Genomic DNA, 17,125 nt, shown 5'->3' with positions numbered 1-17,125 from the left:
CTGCTTAATAGTGCGCGGCACATCCGAAACATTGAACAGATAAAGCTGCGGGTCTTTCACCTGCCACAGCACGGTGAAGTCGATATCGACGATATTCTCGTCGCCGGTCAGCATCAGGCTTTCTTCCGGCACGTCGCGGCTCTGGCCGGCGCGCACGTTGGTTTCGCCCACGGTGCGGAAACCGATTTCCTCGCGGTTCACGGTGGTGACGCGCGGGGTCTGCACGGTCTCAATCGGCCAGGGCCAATGCCAGCGCAGGCCGGGCTGGGTGATATCGGCGAAACGGCCGAAACGCAGCACCACGCCGGCTTCGTTTGTATCCACCCGATAGATGCCGCTGCCCATCCACACGGCGATAGCGGCAAGGAACAGCAGAATGATGCCACGGCCGGAAACATTGCCGCCCGGCACCATGTCGCGCATACGGTCCTGGCCCTTGCGCAGCAAATCCTCAAGATTCGGCGGAATCGGACCACCGCCGCCGCCGCCATTGCCGCCTGTTGGGCCCCCGCCACGCGGGCCTTGGCCCCAGGGGCCACGGCCGCCGCCACCGCCGCCGCCGCCTTGCCAACCACCGCCACCACCTTGATTGCTCCAGGGCATCTCAAATCCTTCCGCGTCCAATTGTTGCACCGCCAAATCCGGCATGTCGGACCGGGAACCGGCGGGCGGCGCCCCCCGCCGGGCGCACCGCTTTATTGATTAGGCCTACCTGTCGGGCTGTTTGCCCCCGCTTGCCGGTCGCTTTATATCACAGGGCGCGATATATCACCTGGGCAAGAGGCAGCGCGGCCGCCCTTAGCCCATAATTCTGGCCGCCTGCGACAATATTGGAACGATTACGGGGATTTCAAGCATGACCGGGGTGACTGAGACGCAGGTTCTGGATGCCCTGCGTGAGGTTATGGATGCTGATCGTGGCAAGAATGTGGTTGAACTCGGCATGGTTGGCGGCCTGGTGGTCAAGGGCAGCAATGTCGGCTTTGTGCTCGAAGTGGCGCCACAGGACGGCCCACGCAAGGAACCTCTGCGCAAGGCCTGCGAAACCCGCATCGCCGCCCTGCCCGGCGTAACCTCCGTCACCGTGGTGCTGACCGCCCAGAGCGAGGGCAAACAGGCGCCCAAACACAATCAAGCTCACAATCATGGGCATGGGCACGACCATAAGCACGATCATGGCCATGATCACAGCCATGCCCCGGCAGCCAAGGCCAGCGTGGGTGAGCGCCCGGGCGTGCCGGGGATCAAAGCCATCATCGCCGTGGCCTCGGGCAAGGGCGGCGTGGGCAAATCCACCACGGCGGTGAACCTGGCGCTGGCCATGGCGCGCCAGGGCCGCAAGGTTGGCCTGCTGGATGCCGATATCTACGGCCCCTCGGTGCCGCGTATGCTGGGTATCACCGGCAAGCCGCATTCGCCCGATGGCAAAAAGCTGCAACCGATGCTGGGCTGGGGCATTCCGGCCATGTCAATGGGCTTCCTGGTGGCCGAGGACACGCCGATGATCTGGCGCGGCCCGATGGTGATGAGTGCGCTGGAACAGATGCTGCGCGATGTGACCTGGGGCGAATTGGACGTGCTGGTGGTGGATATGCCGCCCGGCACCGGCGATGCCCAGCTGACCATGGCGCAGCGCGTGCCGCTGGCCGGCGCGGTGATCGTTTCCACGCCGCAAGACATCGCCCTGCTGGATGCGCGCAAGGGGCTGAACATGTTCCGCCGCGTTGATGTGCCGGTTTTCGGCATCATCGAGAATATGAGCTTTTTCTGCTGCCCGAATTGCGGCCACCGCTCGGATATCTTCTCGCATGGCGGCGCGCAGCGCACGGCGGCGGAACTGGGCTGCGATTTCCTGGGTGAATTGCCCTTGGTGATGGCGATCCGGGAGACTTCGGATGGCGGCACGCCGATTGTGATGAGCCAGCCGGATAGCGCCGAGGCCAAAGCCTATGGCGCCATCGCCGCCAAGGTGCTGGACAAGATCGAGCGCGGCGCCGGCGCCCAGGCCGGGCCGCGCATCGTCATCCAGTAATCCGAGCTTAAACTGGCAGCGCTTCCGGGCTGTATTGCGCGGCGAATTCAGCGCTCGGCGGGATCGGCTTGATCACGTCGATCAGCACGCCATTCGGGTCGGCCAGGATGAAATGGCGCTGGCCAAACGGCTCGTCGCGCAAGGCCAGCCGGATATCCAGCCCCTCGGCGACCGCCCGGGCATAGGCCGCATCCACATCGGCCAGTTCAAAATTGAGCAGCAGGCCGCCCTGCATCGGCTGGCGGAAGCCTGCCGGGATGGTGCTATGGCGAAAATCCAGCAGCGCCAGATGCACATTATCGTCATGGCGCGAGGTGAGATGCACATACCAATCCGCCACGAAGGCTGGCGCGAAATCAAAATGGCGCTGATAGAATGCCTGACTGCCGGCCACATCGGCGGTGCAGATGACAGGATAATAACTGGTGATCTTCATGGCGATGCTCCTTCAGATTTTGCTTTGTGGTTGCGCGGTGACTGATTAGGATGATCTGGATTTAACATACAGGCAGTATGTATGCAAGATAAAAAGCAGAGCAAGGCAGAAAAACACGCCGCCACCCGGGCTGCCCTGCTGGCCACGGCGCGGCGGTTATTTGCCGAACTGGGTTATGCCGGCGCCGGTACCGAGGATGTGGTGCGTGAGGCGCAGGTGACGCGCGGCGCGCTCTACTATCACTTTGCCGACAAGCGGGCGTTGTTCGAGGCCGTGGTGGAGGGCGAAGCGGCTTTGGTGCTGGCCGCGATTGAGGCCGCCACCGCCTCGGCCAGCGATCCGCTGCAAGCCCTGCGGCTCGGCAGCCATGCCTTCCTGGATGCCTGCCTCAGCCCCGGCACGCGGCAAATCTACCTGCTGGATGCGCCTTCGGTGCTGGGCTGGGCGCGCTGGCGCGAAATTGATGGTCGCCACGCCATGGGTTCGCTACGCGCCGGCGTGGAAGCGGCGATGGCCGCCCTGCCGCCCGAGCGCCGGCTGCCGCCCGAGGCACTGACCTATCTGCTTTCCGGCGCCATGAACGAGGCCGCGCTCTGGCTGGCTGAAACCGCAGACGAGGCCAGCGCCCGCGCGGGCTGCGCAGCGGTGCTGAACCGCCTGCTGCATTTATTGTTCGGGCCGCCCTAAAACCCGGCCTTGTCGCCGGCCTTATGCTCCACCACGCCGAGCGCATCGGCCAGGCGCAGCTTGGCGCTGCCGGGCTTGAGCGGCTGCTGCTGGCTTGCATCCGGGCGCCAGCCGGTGAGCATGACAAACTCGAAAGTGGCCCTGATCCGGCCATCCGGCGCGGCGAAACGCTCGGCGTATATCTGCGCCATGCGCAGCAAAGTGGCGCGCGGCGTGAAGCCCTTGCGGCGGCCAAGCAGCGCATTGGCCTCGCCCATGCCGCGCAGGTCACGCATCAGCGCAAAGGCATCGGCATAGGTGACCGTGATGCGTTCGGCATCGGCCACCGGCAGCGCAAAGCCGGCGCGCTGCAACAAGGCGGCGCCATCGTAAGTGCCAACCATCGGCGCCACATGCGGGCTCGCGCCGGTGGCCAACTCACTTTCCGCCATCAGCCAGGCCTGGCGCAGTTCGGTGAGCGTATCGCCGCCAAACAGGGTGGCCAGAAACAGCCCGTCCGGCTTGAGGCAATTTTGCAGCTGAATCAGTGCGCCGGGCAGATCGTTGACCCAATGCAGGTTGAGCAGGCTGAGCACCAGATCAAACCGCCCCTCGGCCAGCGGCAGCATATCCTCCTGGGCAACAAAATCGCTGCCCATGCCGATAACCTGGCCAATGCTGCTGCTGCCCGCCAGGCGCGGCGCCAGCCAAGCAGCCGGCGCGCCTTGCAGCAAAGCCAGGGGGAATTGCCGGCGGATATCACGCAGCCGATCAAGCAGGCGCTCTGCTGCCTCGGCATGCAGGAAATCAAAGGCGGCAAAATTGCCCGCCGCGCGGCGGCGGTGCTGCCGCTTGGCGGCGGGATCGAAAATCAGCATAGTCTCGGCCATGCGCCCATTCTGCCATGGGCGCGAGGAGCATGCCATGGCGAGGCCGAAAACAGCGGCGAAGCGCAAACGGATCAATCTGGCCTTGCAGGGCGGCGGCAGCCACGGCGCTTTTGCCTGGGGGGTGCTGGACCGCCTGCTGGAATCCGACCTGTTCGAGATTGAAGGTGTGGTTGGCACCTCGGCCGGGGCGATGAATGCCGCCGTGCTGGCGCATGGCCTGGCGATTGGCGGCAATGAGGGCGCGCGGGCCGAATTGCGCCGTTTCTGGCACGGTATTTCCGAGAGCACGCGGCATTCACCGCTGAAGCCCAGCCCGCTGGACCGCATCATGCAGCCCGGCAGCATGCAATATTCGCCGGTCTACATGATGTTTGACCTGATGACCCGGCTGCTATCGCCCTATCAGCTCAATCCCGGCAATGTGAACCCGCTGCGCGACCTGTTGCAGAGCATCGTGCAATGCGAAGACCTGCGCAATTGTGTCAGCGTGAAGCTGTTCATCTGCGCCACCAATGTGCTGAGCGGCAAGATCCGCGTCTTCCAGAACCAGGATGTCAGCATTGATGCGGTGATGGCTTCGGCCTGCCTGCCGTTTCTGTTTCAGGCGGTGGAAGTGGATGGTGAGCATTACTGGGATGGCGGCTATATGGGCAATCCGCCGATCTATCCGCTGATCTATGATTGCGAAAGCCGCGATGTGCTGATTGTGCAGATCAACCCGATCCGCATCGAGGAAGTACCGACCAGCGCCCATGCCATCATGGACCGGATCAACACACTGAGCTTCAATTCCAGCCTGATGCGCGAAATGCGCGCCATCCATTTTGTCACCAAGATGATCGATGGCGGCTATGATGATAACGGCCGGCTCAAGCGCATGCTGATCCACAGCATCGATGCCGAGGAGGAATTGCGCAAATTCGGCGCTTCCTCAAAGCTGAATGCGGAATGGGATTTCCTGCAAAGCCTGTTCGAGCTGGGCCGCAGCCGCGCCGATCTCTTCATCACCGCACATTACGACAAGGTGGGGCGCGAAAGCTCCACCGACCTGATCGAGAAATTTCTCTAGCCTGCGCGATAGGCGGCCACGAGAGCGCGGGCGCGGCTGCCAACTTCCGCCACATCAAGGCCGGGCTGGTAGAGCGACGAACCCAGGCCGAAGCCGGCAGCACCGGCTGCCAGCCACGGCGCCATGTTGCCCGCCCCGATGCCGCCCACCGGCAGCACCGGCAGGGCGGGCGGCAACACGGCGCGCAGGCTTTTCAGCACGGCCGGGCTGCTAGCCTCGGCCGGAAACAGCTTCAGCGCATCGGCACCGGCATTGATCGCGGCAAAAGCCTCGCTCGGCGTGGCGAAGCCAGGCATCACCACCAGGCCACGCTGGCGCGCCGCCTGGATGATATTGGTATCGGCATGCGGCATCACGATCAGCCTGGCGCCACTTAAAGCCGCAGCTTCCATCTGTGCCAGATTAAGCACCGTGCCGGCGCCGATCAGCGCCTGCTCGCCAAAGGCCGCCGCCAGCTTAGTGATGCTTTGCAGCGGCTGCGGCGAATTGAGCGGCACTTCGATGATGCCGAAGCCAGCCTCCACCAGCGCCGCGCCAATCGCCAGCACCTCATCCGGCTGAACGCCGCGCAGGATGGCAACCAGCGGCAGGGCGGCCAGTTTGTCCTTGAACAATATCATTGCAGCAGGCACCCCAATCGATAAAGCCCACGCGCCGCCGCATGGGCCGGGGCCAGTGTGGCATTCAGCCCCAGCAAGCCAGCCGCTTCGGCATACCGCGCCACCAAGGCACCCTCGCCGGCCAGGATCAATTGCGGGCCGGACGGCAACTGGCGCAATTCATGGCCGATCAGGATGCCGGAAAGATACTCGGCCGCCGCCATGCCGCTGACTTCGCCAAACAGCGCCCGCGCCCGCACACCAAACACATGATGCAGCAGGCCGCCCGGATCGCCGCTACGCGCCACGCCCGCGGCGAAGGCTGCCGGATCGGGTGCTGAAGGCGGCTGCAACACACTGGCCAGCAGGCCATGGCGGCTGAGCAAAGCATAAAGCTCGCCGGTGAAATGCGTGGCAAAGCCGATCACTTTGCCATCTCGTGCCAGCACCGCCTTGCCATGCGTGCCGGGCAGGCAGAAATGGCTGTCGCCGGCCGCTTCATCGAGCAGGCCGAATACCTGCATTTCCTCGCCCCGGATCACATCCGGCACGCCCTGGTCATCGCGGCAGCACAGGCCGGGGCAGAACCAGATATCCGGGCCTTCGTTCCAGGGCATGCGCCGCGCCGCCTGGGCCAGATCGGCCAAGCCTGCGGGACAGGGAATATACGGCATCTCATGCCAGCCCTGGCGGCTGCCGATCATGCCGGCGGCCAGCACAAAACTTTCGCCCTCGGCAAGCCAGGTGCCGATCTCGCGCTTCAGCAGCGGGCCATGCTCGCCCGGGCGCAGGGCCGTGATGCCATAAGGCCCGGCGCATTGGGCCTGGATGGCACCACTGGCATCATCCAGGCGCCAGGCGCGAAACCCGGTGCTGCCCCAATCGATGACGATCAAAGCTGCCTCATACCACCAGCCGCTGGCCGCTGGCGGCATCAAACAGATGCACACGATCAAGCTGCGGCACAAAATGCATCGCCGCACCCGGCGCATAACCGCTGCGTTCGGCAAACACGCCGCAAACCTGGGCGCCGGCCAGTGTGGCATACACAAAGGTGTTGGCGCCGGTCGGCTCCACCACGCCCACCGTCACCGGCAGGCCGCCCTGGCTGCCCGGCGCCATATGTTCGGGCCGGATGCCATACACCACCGCCTGGCCATCCTGGCCCGCCGCATTGGCACCCAGCGGCAGATCGATGCCGGCCTCGGTGGCCACCCAGGCGTGGCCATTATCGCGCCGCAGCCGGCCAGAAATCAGGTTAATCGCCGGCGAGCCGATGAAGCCGGCCACAAACAGGTTAGCCGGCGTGTCATACAATTCCAGCGGCGAGCCGATCTGCTCCACGATGCCGTCATGCATCACCACGATGCGGTCGGCCATCGTCATCGCCTCGATCTGATCATGCGTCACATAGATCGAGGTGGTCTTGAGCTGCTGGTGCAACGCCTTGATCTCGGTGCGCATCTGCACACGCAACTTTGCATCCAGGTTGGACAATGGCTCGTCAAACAAAAACACCTGCGGGTTGCGCACAATGGCGCGGCCCATAGCAACGCGCTGGCGCTGGCCGCCGGAAAGCTGCTTCGGATACCGATCCAGCAACTGGCCCAGGCCGAGAATGCCGGCGGCGGTAGCCACGCGCTCGTCGATCTCGCTCTTGTCGGCTTTGCGCAGCTTGAGCGAGAAGCCCATATTCTCGCGCACCGTCATATGCGGATAGAGCGCGTAATTCTGGAACACCATGGCGATGTCGCGATCCTTCGGCGGCACCGCATTCACCACCGCATCGCCGATGCTGATGGTGCCATCGGTAATCGCTTCAAGTCCGGCAATCATGCGCAGCAGAGTGGATTTGCCGCAGCCCGAAGGGCCCACCAGCACCACAAATTCGCCATCCGGAATGGCTACGTCGATGCCGCGGATCACTTCCAGTGCGCCGTATTTCTTGCGTACCTGCTGTACTGTCACGCTTGCCATGGCCTACCCCTACTCCCTTTTGCTTTTTTGTCGTTTAAGGCGCGTATCCTGCGGTTAGGAAGTCAGCCCTCCACCAACTGCCTGACACGCACCACCATTTCATCCACCGCCTGCTCCGGCGCCTGCTTGTCCAGCACCACGCGGCTCACCGCGCGATGCCACAATGTTTCAGCCTGGCTGGCGGCAAATTTTGCATTATAGACAAACGGCAGCACCGCTGCCGGCTGCAACGCGAATTGCCGATACAAAGCCGTGCGGCGTTCGTCCTGGCGCCAATAGGGCCGCTCGGCCACCTCACGCAACACCGGGAACCAGCGCCCCTGGCCGGCTTCGGCCAGGGCGGCGGCATTATCCGGCGTCGCCAGATAGGCCAGGAATTCACGGGCGCGCGGCTTGTTCTGCGCCTCGGCAAACAGCGTGGCGAAGATCACGCGCACCGGATGCGCCAGCGGCTTGCCATCAGGCCGCGCCGGCCAGGCTCCGATCCGCAAACTGTCGGGCGCCGCCAGGCCGGTGCCTAGCTGGGTATCCAGCGCCAGCGGCGTGCGGCGCTTGAGGAAAGCCTGGCCGTTATCGGCATCATTCCAGACCAATGCACCGGGCGGCGTGCAGCCCTTCTGCACAATGTCGGTATAATCCTTCAGCGCCGCCACCAGCGCGGTACGTGCCCGGGCATCGCCAAGCAAAAGCTTGCCATCGCGATCCACCGGCATGGCATCATGCGCCGAGATATGCGCCACAAAGCCGAGCATGGCATCATAGCCCTGCGGCCCAGCGGCCTGTGCAATGCCATAGACGCGGCGCCCCTTGGCGCGCAAAGCCGGCTGCACCTTGTCGCACCAGAAGCCCCAATAGCTTTTCCAGTCGGTTGGAATATCGGCCTCGCTGAAACCGGCCTCTTGCAGCATGTCGAGCCAATAGGCGGCCTGCAGGCCCTGCTGGCGCAGCGGCAGGCCAAAATGGCCGCGCTTGCCGCCTGGGCCGGGCAGCAAGCTGGATTCATAGGCGGCAGTGAAATAACGCAGGCTGTTCGGCGCTACCAGATCGGCAATGTCCTCAAGCCGCCCCTGGCTGGCCCAGGCGATGGCGCCGCCAGCCTCGGCGCTGCTGCCGAAACCGATATCGGGCGGGCTGCGCGCTTCCAATGCGGCGGTGAACTTGGCCGGCGCCTCCTCGGGCGCCAATAGGCTGAGCGTTACCACCACGCCGGTGCGCGCCTGGAACCGTTCGGCCAGGGCGGTGAGCGCAGCATCCTCGGCGGCATACGCGCCCTTGGGCAGCCACACACTCAACCGCTCCTGCGCCTGCACATCCAGGCCGGGCGCCAGCATCATGGTCAGGATCGTGCCGGCCAGCAGCCGGGCAAGATTACGCATCGAAACACTCCCTGCCGGCCAGCCAAGCCGCTGCGCCGGTCTGCTGAAACACAAACCGGCTCCTTCTTATTCGGCTGGCGCCGGATTTGAAACAGGCGCCTCCCTGCGCGCCCGTGCCATCTTATATATCAGTGTATCGAAAGCGCCCCGCCCTGCCAAGCCGATATACGCCGTGATTACATCACCGCGTCGATATGCCCCCGCGCGGTCACATGACCGCGCCGATATGCCAGGGGGCGAATTCTTCCTCACCGAAGCCGAGCGCCTCACTTTTGCTTGGCTGGCCGCTGGCGGTGGCCAGGATCAGTTCAAAGATGCGCTGGCCGAGCTGTTCCAGGTTTTCGCTGCCATCCACCACGCCGCCGCAATTGATGTCCATATCATCGGTCATGCGGGCATAAAGCTCGCTATTGGTGGCAAGCTTGAGCGACGGCGCCGGGCGGCAGCCAAAAACCGAGCCGCGCCCGGTGGTGAAACACACCACATTGGCGCCGCCCGCCACCTGGCCGGTGGCCGAGACCGGATCGTAGCCCGGGCTATCCATGAACACAAAGCCGCGCGCCTTGGCCGCCTCGGCATAGCGGTAGACTTCCACCAGATTGGTGGAACCGGCCTTGGCCGAGGCACCAAGCGACTTTTCCAGAATCGTGGTCAGGCCGCCGGCCTTGTTGCCCGGCGAGGGATTGTTATCCATCTCGCCGCCATTCCGCTCGGTGTAATCACGCCACCACGCCATCAGGTCCACCAGCTTCTGGCCCACTGCCGGGGTGATGGCGCGTCGGGTGAGCAGATGTTCGGCACCATAGGTTTCCGGGGTTTCCGAAAGAATAACCGTGCCGCCATGGCGCACGATCAGGTCTGAGGCCACGCCCAAAGCCGGATTGGCGCTGATGCCGGAATAACCATCCGAGCCGCCGCATTGCAGGCCGATGGTGAGATGGCTGGCCGGCACCTTCTCGCGCTGCACGTTATTGGCTTCCGGCAGCAATTCCTTCACCTTGGCCATTGCCGCCTGCACCGTCTTGGCGGTGCCGCCGGTATCCTGGATGGTCAGGGTATGCAGATGTGGGCCACGCTCCAGCCCCTCGGCCTTGAGCAAGGCGTCGATCTGGTTGCCCTCGCAGCCCAGGCCGATCACGATCACCGAATGGAAATTCGGATGCCGGGCATAGCCGGCAATCGTGCGGCGCAGCACTTCAATCCCCTCGCCCTGGGTGTTGAGGCCGCAGCCCAGCTTGTGGGTGAGCGCCACCACACCATCCACATTCGGGTAATCGGCCAGCGGATTGACGCCGCTGAACGGATTGGCGCGGTAGGCATCCGCCACATATTTCGCTGCCGTGGCCGAACAATTCACCGTGGTGAGAATGCCGATATAGTTGCGCGTCGCCACCCGGCCATCGGCCCGCTTGATGCCCATGAATGTGGCCTGCGGCTGAAAGAAAGCCGTGGGCCGCGTCGCCTGGGCAAAGGCATAGTCACGCTGGAAATCGCCCATGCCCATGTTGTGCGAATGCACATGGCGGCCGGGCTGCACCGCCTGGGTGGCAAAGCCGATGATCTGGCCATAGCGGGTGACGGCATCGCCCGGGCCGATGGCGCGCACCGCCAACTTGTGGCCGGCCGGCACGGATTCGGCGGTGACAACATTCTCGCCCGGGATCGAGGTGCCGACCGGCAAGGCAGCACGGGCGATCACCACATTGTCGTCGGGATGCAGGCGGATCACGGGTCCGGCGGTCATGGTCTGGCTCCCTCAGTGATTGTGGCGCGGCACGCCGAAGGTTTCGTCCACCTTCTGATAACCGGTGGCGAAATCCATGCAGCCGCCGGTCGAAAGCTGGCCCACGGTCTTGCGATGCAGTTCCTGCCACGGCGTGGCATTCACCAGGTCCGGCGGTGTCCAGGCCTTGCGGCGCTGTTCCAGTTCCTCGGGCGAGATCATGATATCAGCCGAGCGTTTGTTGAGATCGATACGCACGCGGTCGCCGGTATTGAGCAGGGCCAGGCCGCCGCCCACCACCGATTCCGGCGAGGCATTGAGGATCGAGGGCGAACCCGAGGTGCCGCTCTGGCGGCCATCGCCGATGCAGGGCAGCAGCAGCACACCTTTTTTCACCAGCCGATCCGGCGGCAGCATGTTCACCACCTCGGCCGAGCCGGGATAACCCACCGGCCCGCTATTGCGGATGATGAGAATGCTGTTCTCGTCGATCGGCAGGCTGGGATCGTTGATGCGGTGATGATAATCCTCCGGCCCCTCAAACACGATGGCGGTGCCTTCAAAGGCGCCCTCGTCGCCGGCCCGCTCCAGGAAATGCTTGCGGAATTCCGGCGAGATGACGGAGGTCTTCATCACCGCCGCGTCAAACAGCGTGCCGCCCAGCACCACAAAGCCGGCTTCCGGCAGCAACGGCTTGGCATAGGGCAGGATCACATCCGGATCCTTGGCCTTGGCGTTTTGGACATTCTCGCCCATCGTCTTGCCATTGATGGTGAGCGCATCGGCATGCAGCTTGCCGGCATCAAGCAATTCCTTCATCACCGCCGGCACGCCGCCGGCGCGATGGAACGATTCGCCCAGATACTTGCCGGCCGGCATGCAATTCACCAGCAACGGGATGTCGTAGCCAACCCGGTCCCAATCCTTCACATCCAGCTCGACACCGATATGGCGCGCGATGGCATTGATATGCGGCGGGCAATTGGTGGAAGCACCCAGCGCCGAGGCGGCGACGATTGCATTCTCGAAAGCTTCGCGGGTCAGCACCTTCGATGGCCGCAGATCCTCGCGCACAATCTCCACGGCGCGGCGGCCGGTCTCGTAGGCCATCTGGGCGCGCTCACGATACGGCGCCGGGATCGCGGCGCAGCCGGGCAGCGACATGCCCAAGGCTTCCGCCAGGCTGTTCATCGACAGGGCGGTGCCCATGGTGTTGCAATGGCCCGGGCTGGGGGCGGAGGATGCCACCATTTCCAGGAATTCATCATAATTGATGCGGCCGGCAGCCAGTTCCTGGCGTGCGAACCACACAACTGTGCCCGAGCCGGCAAGCTGGCCGTTGTAATGCCCGTCCAGCATCGGGCCGCCGGAGAGCACGATGGCCGGGATATTCACCGTCGCCGCCGCCATCAGCAGGGCCGGCGTGGTCTTGTCGCAGCCGGTGGTCAGCACCACGCCGTCAATCGGATAACCGTGCAGCAATTCCACCAGGGTCATGTAGGCCAGGTTACGATCCAAAGCCGCCGTGGGGCGGCGGCCGGTTTCCTGGATCGGATGGGTGGGGAATTCCAGCGGCAGGCCGCCGGCATCGCGGATGCCGTCGCGGATGCGCCAGGCCAGATCAAGATGATGCCGGTTGCAGGGCGACAGGTCGCTGCCCGATTGCGCAATGCCGATGATCGGCTTGTCGCCGCGCAATTCGCCCAAAGTCAGGCCGTAATTCAGGTAGCGTTCCAGATACAGCGCGGTCATGCCCGGATCGTCGGGGTTATCAAACCATTCGCGGCTGCGCAGGCGCTTCGGCTTCGGGGCTTCGCTGGTCACTGTCTCACTCCCTTGATTTTTATGACTTGAGTTTCTGTTCACGATGCAAAACGAATAACCCGCTGGCCACGATGATGCCGGCGCCCAGCAGCATGCCGCCGGTCGGCACATCGCCAAACACCAGCCAGCCAAGCAGGATGGCCCAGAGCAGCGAGGTATATTGATACGGCGTCACCACACTGGCCGGGGCCAGTTTGAGCGACTGGTTCATGCAGACATGCGCCGAGGTGGCGACCACGCCGATCAGGCCGAGCAAAGCCAGCGTGCTCCAATCCAGCGGCATCCAGCCCCAGGGAAGTGTGAGCAGGCCGCACAGGCCGACGCCCACCGTATGCCAGGCGATCAGGGTGAGATTGCTGGCGGCACGCAGATGGCGGGTGGACAGCATCAGCAGGGCATAGCCCACCGCACCGGCCAGGGCGATCAGCGCCGGAGCGCTGAAAACGCCGGCTTCCGGCCGCAGCACCAGCAGCACGCCAATGAAGCCGATACCAACCGCCAGGCCACGGCGCCAGCCGACCCGCTCGCCAAGCAGCGGGATTGCCAGCACAGTGACGATCAGCGGCCCGGCCTGATACACGCTCATCACATCAGCCAGCGGCAGATGCCGCACCGCCATGTAAAAAGCCGCCACTTCCAGCACGATCAACACCAGCCGCAGGCTGTGCCAGCCGGGCTGCTCCACCACAAACACCTTGCGCCAGCCGGCCCGATGGATCATCGGCGCCAGGATCAGGAAGGCGGCGGCCGAGCGGATGAACAGCAACTGCCCCACCGCCACGCTCACCACCAGCCATTTGCCCAGCGCGTCGTTGAAGGTGAACAAGGCGGTGCCAAGCAGCATGAAGCCGATGCCATGCAGAACAGTACGGTCAGCCGCTGCGGCAGCGGCGGGCAAAGCGGCGGGCCGATCAACCAAGGCTGACGCCTTCCTCCGACAGGGCGCGGTAATCCCGCGAGGCCGAGCGGATATGGTTGGCCAGCACGGCCAGGGCGGCGTCGCTCAAGCCTTCCTTGAGCAGCTTGATGATATCAAAATGCTCCTGCAACGACACTTCGATGGTGCGGTCGCGCTGGGTGACATGGGCGCGCAAAGCCTGGATTTTCAATTCAAGCTGGGCATGCGCATTGAGCAGATAGCTGTTCTGCGCGCGCTGCAAAATCTGGCGGTGATAATCCGTGTCGATGCGGCGATAGGCGGCCAGGTCATTCTCCTCCACCGCCTTCAGCATCTTCTTGGCCCGCGTCTCCAACGCCGGCACCAGGCCGGCTTCGTCATTCTCCAGCGCACTGCGCAAAGCGGCGGTTTCGAGGATGATGCGATAATCGCAGAATTCCTCCATCTCCTTCGGATTCATGGTGAACACAAAGCTGCCGCGCTGCGGCTGGATATCCACCAGCCCTTCCAGCTTCAATTGCAGCAGCGCTTCACGCACCGGGGTTTTGGAGATTCCGAGCTGGGCCGCCAGCACATTTTCCGACAACGCCTCGCCCAGCTTCAATTCGCCATCGATAATGCGGTTGCGGATATGCTCCTTGACCAATTCGGTGAGCGACTTCGGGCGTTCGATCGTGCCGGCGCGAAGCGGCTTGGCCTTGGCCATGACGGCCTCCATTGGAGCAATTACAGCGGCGACCCTAGCAGTGCGCCCGATTCGCCACAAGTCGTATCTGATATGTAAGAAACCGGTTGCCGGTAAGCCTTTGACTAGGCTATGACTTGCTGGGGAGACAGGGATGCGACTGGATATTCTGTGCCTGGGCGAGGCGATGGTTGAATTCAACCAGACCAACGGCCCGGAGAGCGACCAATACCTGCGCGATTTTGGCGGCGACACCTCGAATTGCGCCATAGCAGCCGCACGCCAGGGGGCGCGGGCCGGCTATGCCACCCTGGTGGGCAGCGATCCCTTTGGCGACCTGCTGCTCGGCCTGTGGCAGCGCGAGGGGGTGGACAGCGCCAATGTCGGCCGCCGCGCCGATGCCCCCACCGGCATCTATTTTGTCACCCATTCGGGCCAGGGCCATACATTCACCTACTATCGCAAGGGTTCGGCAGCCAGCACCATGTTGCCCGCCGACCTGCCGGCCGAGCGCGTGGCCGAAGCGACCATCCTGCATACCTCCGGCATCTCGCTCGGGGTTTCCGCCGCTTTGCGCGAAACCACCTTCGCTGCCATGACGGCGGCGCGCCAGGCCGGCACCAGGGTGGCGTTTGACACCAACCTGCGGCTTAAGCTGTGGCCGCTGGAACAGGCGCGCACGGAAACCCACCGGGCGGCGAAGCTGGCCGATATCCTGCTGCCCAGCCTGGAGGATGCCCGCGCGCTTTCCGGCCTGGACCAGCCCGAAGCGATCCTGGATTTTTATCGCGGCCTGGGTGTGCCGCTGGTGGTGCTGAAATGCGGCGCCGCCGGTGTGCTGCTCGGCACCCCGGATGGCGCACGCTGGCGCGTGCCGGGGCATAGCGTGCCGAGCGTGGATGCCACCGGCGCCGGCGATTGTTTCGACGGCGCCTTCCTGGCCGAGATTGCCCGTGGCGCCGCCCCCACCGAGGCCGCCGCCTATGCCAACACTGCCGCCGCGCTCACCACCATCGGCTATGGCGCAGTGGGGCCAATCCCGCGCCGCGCCGCCGTGGAAGCATTTTTCCGCTCGGTTGGCAGCCCCAAGCCGGCAGCGTTTTAGACTTTACGCTTTCGGCTGGATCGCCAGGGTTTCCGGGGCCAGATGCTGCGGCCGGAATTTGTTGACCACATCTTCGGCCGGGTAGCCCACAGCGATGCCACAGAGCAGCTTGTAGCCTTCCGGCACATCAAAAAACGGCGTCACGGCATCGGGCCAGGTGGCAAGCGCGGCCTGGGCACAGGTGCCTAAGCCCTCATCCAGCGCCGCCAGCATCAGCGACTGCATATAAGCGCCGGCATCCAGCGCGGCATAGGCGCCGAGCGCGCCATGGGCATAGATGAACAGGCCAACCGGCGCGTCGAAGAAATGGAAATTGCGCCGCATCTGCATGGCGCGAGCCGCCATATCCTGGCGCTCGATGCCCAGCGCGCCGTAAAGCCCATAGCCGCAGGCGGCGCGACGTGCCTGCAATTCGGCCGGATATTTATCCGGCACATCATATTCGCGGCCCCGGCCATGCTCGATCTGACCATCAAACCGGCCGCAGAGTTCGGCGGCGATGCGGTCACGCAATTCGCCCTGCGCCACGGCGACACGAAATGGCTGGGTGTTGCTCCAGCTTGGTGCTTCCACGCCTGCCGCAAGCAGGCGTTGCACCACATCGGCCGGCACCGGATCAGGCTTGAAGGCGCGGATGCTGCTGCGCTGGCGCAGGTAATCCAGGATCGTCTGGCTCATTCTCTTAATTATCCTCTTCCCGGGGAGTCTGACGGGGCAATGTTATGCAAGCGCCTTGAGCGCCGCCAGTGCCGCCTCGCGGCCGGAAAGCCAGGCGCCGGGCAATTGGCTGACCCATTCCGGCGGCGCCACATGCTCGCCGGCAAAAAACACCCGGCCCATCGGCTGGGCCAGACTACGCCGTGCTGCCGCTGCGCCGGGCCGGGTTACCGAATGGCTGCCCAGGCTGTAGGGATCGCTGCCCCAGGATGACGCCAGACCCTCGACAAAGCCGGCCTCGATGCCCGGCCCGAGCAGCCGCGCCAGCCGGCCACGCGCCGCATCCACCATCGCCGCCTCGCCGGCGCGCAGCACGTCGCGCGCATAGCTGCCGCCGATACTGGCCAGCACCACCGGCTGGCCCAGGGCATTGAGCCGGAACTGCATCGCCTGGCGCGCCACATCGATATCGCTGCTAGGCCCGGGGCCATAAAGCTGCGTGCTGGCCGGCGCCTCAATACTGCCGGGGCGGAAACGCAGCGCGATGCGTTCGATCACACCAACCTGCACGCGCCCAAGGGCTTCGCGTTTCGGCGCTGGCCAATCCGGCTTGAAACTGACGCCGCCGGTGGCCAGCACGCCCAGCGGCAGTGTGACGATGCAGGCCCGCGCCTCCAGCACACCGCCGGCATGGCTGATGCTGACGCCACGTTCGCTCCATTCGATGCCATGCACCGGCAGGCTGCGGAAAACCGGCAGGCCGGCGCCCAGGCTGGCGACCCAGGCGCCCAGGCCGCCATTGAGCCACAGATCATTGCCGGTGCCGGCCAGGCGCGGCGCATCCAGGGCTGAAAGCTGGGCGAATTCGAGGCCAACATGCAGCGGCCCGGCCAAAGCCTTGGCCGGTTCAGCCCAGCGTGTGTCCAGCGCCGGCACCAGGCTGGCCAGGGCGCGATCCTGGCGCGCCGACTTGGCATCGTTGAGCGCGTCGTCGATACGGTCGAGCGCCGCGCCCAGCGCATCATAATCGCCGGCAGCGGCTTCGCGGCCCGGCTCATAGAGCCAGAAATCACCATCTTCCACCTGCGAGGCGGCACGGCTCTGGCGCACCAGGCTGCTTAACGGATTGACCTCCAGCGAGCGCAGATGCAGCGCGCCGAGATCAACCGGAAAGCCGAAGCGATTATC

General features: G+C 64.5%; 17 protein-coding genes. 4 read left to right on the top strand and 13 right to left on the bottom strand.

Annotation, left to right across the window (positions count from 1 at the left end):
- The coding region (locus KBB36_RS18255) for a protease modulator HflK (RefSeq protein WP_290984346.1) at positions 1-603 on the bottom strand (603 nt) is incomplete at its 3' end.
- A gap of 253 nt (positions 604-856) precedes the next feature.
- Between KBB36_RS18255 and apbC the strand changes: the two genes are divergently transcribed.
- Positions 857-2,032 (top strand): iron-sulfur cluster carrier protein ApbC, encoded by a 1,176-nt coding sequence (gene apbC, locus KBB36_RS18250; protein ID WP_290984343.1) that lies wholly within the window; start codon positions 857-859, stop codon positions 2,030-2,032.
- 7 nt (positions 2,033-2,039) lie between these two features.
- Here the strand turns inward: apbC and KBB36_RS18245 are convergent, their stop codons facing one another.
- The gene (locus tag KBB36_RS18245; protein WP_290984340.1) at positions 2,040-2,468 is read right to left on the bottom strand and encodes a VOC family protein; all 429 of its coding nucleotides are present in this window, start codon (positions 2,466-2,468) and stop codon (positions 2,040-2,042) included.
- 81 nt (positions 2,469-2,549) lie between these two features.
- Between KBB36_RS18245 and KBB36_RS18240 the strand changes: the two genes are divergently transcribed.
- Complete coding sequence (locus KBB36_RS18240; RefSeq protein WP_290984337.1) at positions 2,550-3,155, top strand: TetR/AcrR family transcriptional regulator; 606 nt, start codon at positions 2,550-2,552, stop codon at positions 3,153-3,155.
- Here the strand turns inward: KBB36_RS18240 and KBB36_RS18235 are convergent.
- Entirely contained in the window at positions 3,152-4,024 is an 873-nt protein-coding gene (locus tag KBB36_RS18235) for a methyltransferase domain-containing protein (RefSeq protein ID WP_290984334.1), read from the bottom strand. The genes KBB36_RS18240 and KBB36_RS18235 overlap by 4 nt on opposite strands.
- A 34-nt stretch (positions 4,025-4,058) precedes the next feature.
- On the opposite strand from KBB36_RS18235, the gene KBB36_RS18230 reads away from it, so the two are divergent.
- Entirely contained in the window at positions 4,059-5,093 is a 1,035-nt protein-coding gene (locus KBB36_RS18230) for a patatin-like phospholipase family protein (protein ID WP_290984331.1), read from the top strand.
- Here KBB36_RS18230 and KBB36_RS18225 read toward each other — a convergent pair.
- The 8 genes from KBB36_RS18225 to KBB36_RS18190 form a co-directional block, all read right to left on the bottom strand.
- Positions 5,090-5,713, bottom strand: a complete 624-nt coding sequence (locus tag KBB36_RS18225) for a 2-dehydro-3-deoxy-6-phosphogalactonate aldolase (RefSeq protein ID WP_290984328.1) — start codon at positions 5,711-5,713, stop codon at positions 5,090-5,092. The two genes, KBB36_RS18230 and KBB36_RS18225, sit on opposite strands and share 4 nt — an antisense overlap.
- Positions 5,710-6,627 carry a 2-dehydro-3-deoxygalactonokinase gene (locus KBB36_RS18220; RefSeq protein ID WP_290984325.1) on the bottom strand — a complete coding sequence of 306 codons (918 nt, stop codon included), beginning with the start codon at positions 6,625-6,627 and terminating at the stop codon, positions 5,710-5,712. Before KBB36_RS18220 ends, KBB36_RS18225 begins: the two co-directional genes overlap by 4 nt.
- Entirely contained in the window at positions 6,596-7,669 is a 1,074-nt protein-coding gene (gene ugpC, locus KBB36_RS18215) for a sn-glycerol-3-phosphate ABC transporter ATP-binding protein UgpC (RefSeq protein ID WP_290984322.1), read from the bottom strand. The genes KBB36_RS18220 and ugpC overlap by 32 nt, the downstream gene beginning before the upstream one ends.
- A 62-nt stretch (positions 7,670-7,731) precedes the next feature.
- The gene (locus tag KBB36_RS18210; RefSeq protein ID WP_290984319.1) at positions 7,732-9,045 is read right to left on the bottom strand and encodes an ABC transporter substrate-binding protein; all 1,314 of its coding nucleotides are present in this window, start codon (positions 9,043-9,045) and stop codon (positions 7,732-7,734) included.
- 208 nt (positions 9,046-9,253) lie between these two features.
- The gene (locus tag KBB36_RS18205; RefSeq protein WP_290984316.1) at positions 9,254-10,789 is read right to left on the bottom strand and encodes a UxaA family hydrolase; all 1,536 of its coding nucleotides are present in this window, start codon (positions 10,787-10,789) and stop codon (positions 9,254-9,256) included.
- 12 nt (positions 10,790-10,801) lie between these two features.
- The gene (locus KBB36_RS18200; protein ID WP_290984312.1) at positions 10,802-12,592 is read right to left on the bottom strand and encodes an IlvD/Edd family dehydratase; all 1,791 of its coding nucleotides are present in this window, start codon (positions 12,590-12,592) and stop codon (positions 10,802-10,804) included.
- A 19-nt stretch (positions 12,593-12,611) separates the two neighbouring features.
- Complete coding sequence (locus KBB36_RS18195) at positions 12,612-13,511, bottom strand: DMT family transporter (RefSeq protein ID WP_290984309.1); 900 nt, start codon at positions 13,509-13,511, stop codon at positions 12,612-12,614.
- Positions 13,504-14,196, bottom strand: coding sequence for a GntR family transcriptional regulator (locus KBB36_RS18190; RefSeq protein ID WP_290984306.1), 693 nt, complete (start codon positions 14,194-14,196; stop codon positions 13,504-13,506). The genes KBB36_RS18195 and KBB36_RS18190 overlap by 8 nt, the downstream gene beginning before the upstream one ends.
- A 133-nt stretch (positions 14,197-14,329) precedes the next feature.
- Here KBB36_RS18190 and KBB36_RS18185 point away from each other — a divergent pair, with 133 nt between their 5' ends.
- The gene (locus tag KBB36_RS18185; RefSeq protein WP_290984304.1) at positions 14,330-15,280 is read left to right on the top strand and encodes a sugar kinase; all 951 of its coding nucleotides are present in this window, start codon (positions 14,330-14,332) and stop codon (positions 15,278-15,280) included.
- Positions 15,281-15,283: 3 nt separating this feature from the next.
- Here KBB36_RS18185 and KBB36_RS18180 read toward each other — a convergent pair whose 3' ends face one another.
- The gene (locus KBB36_RS18180) at positions 15,284-15,958 is read right to left on the bottom strand and encodes a nitroreductase (RefSeq protein ID WP_290984300.1); all 675 of its coding nucleotides are present in this window, start codon (positions 15,956-15,958) and stop codon (positions 15,284-15,286) included.
- 42 nt (positions 15,959-16,000) lie between these two features.
- On the bottom strand, positions 16,001-17,125 hold a 1,125-nt coding region (locus KBB36_RS18175), incomplete at its 5' end, for an FAD-dependent oxidoreductase (RefSeq protein ID WP_290984296.1).

The sequence above is a fragment of the Ferrovibrio sp. genome (genome assembly GCF_017994015.1).
In the GTDB taxonomy this organism is placed as follows: Bacteria; Pseudomonadota; Alphaproteobacteria; order Ferrovibrionales; family Ferrovibrionaceae; genus Ferrovibrio.
This window is presented reverse-complemented; position numbering and strand designations above follow the sequence as displayed.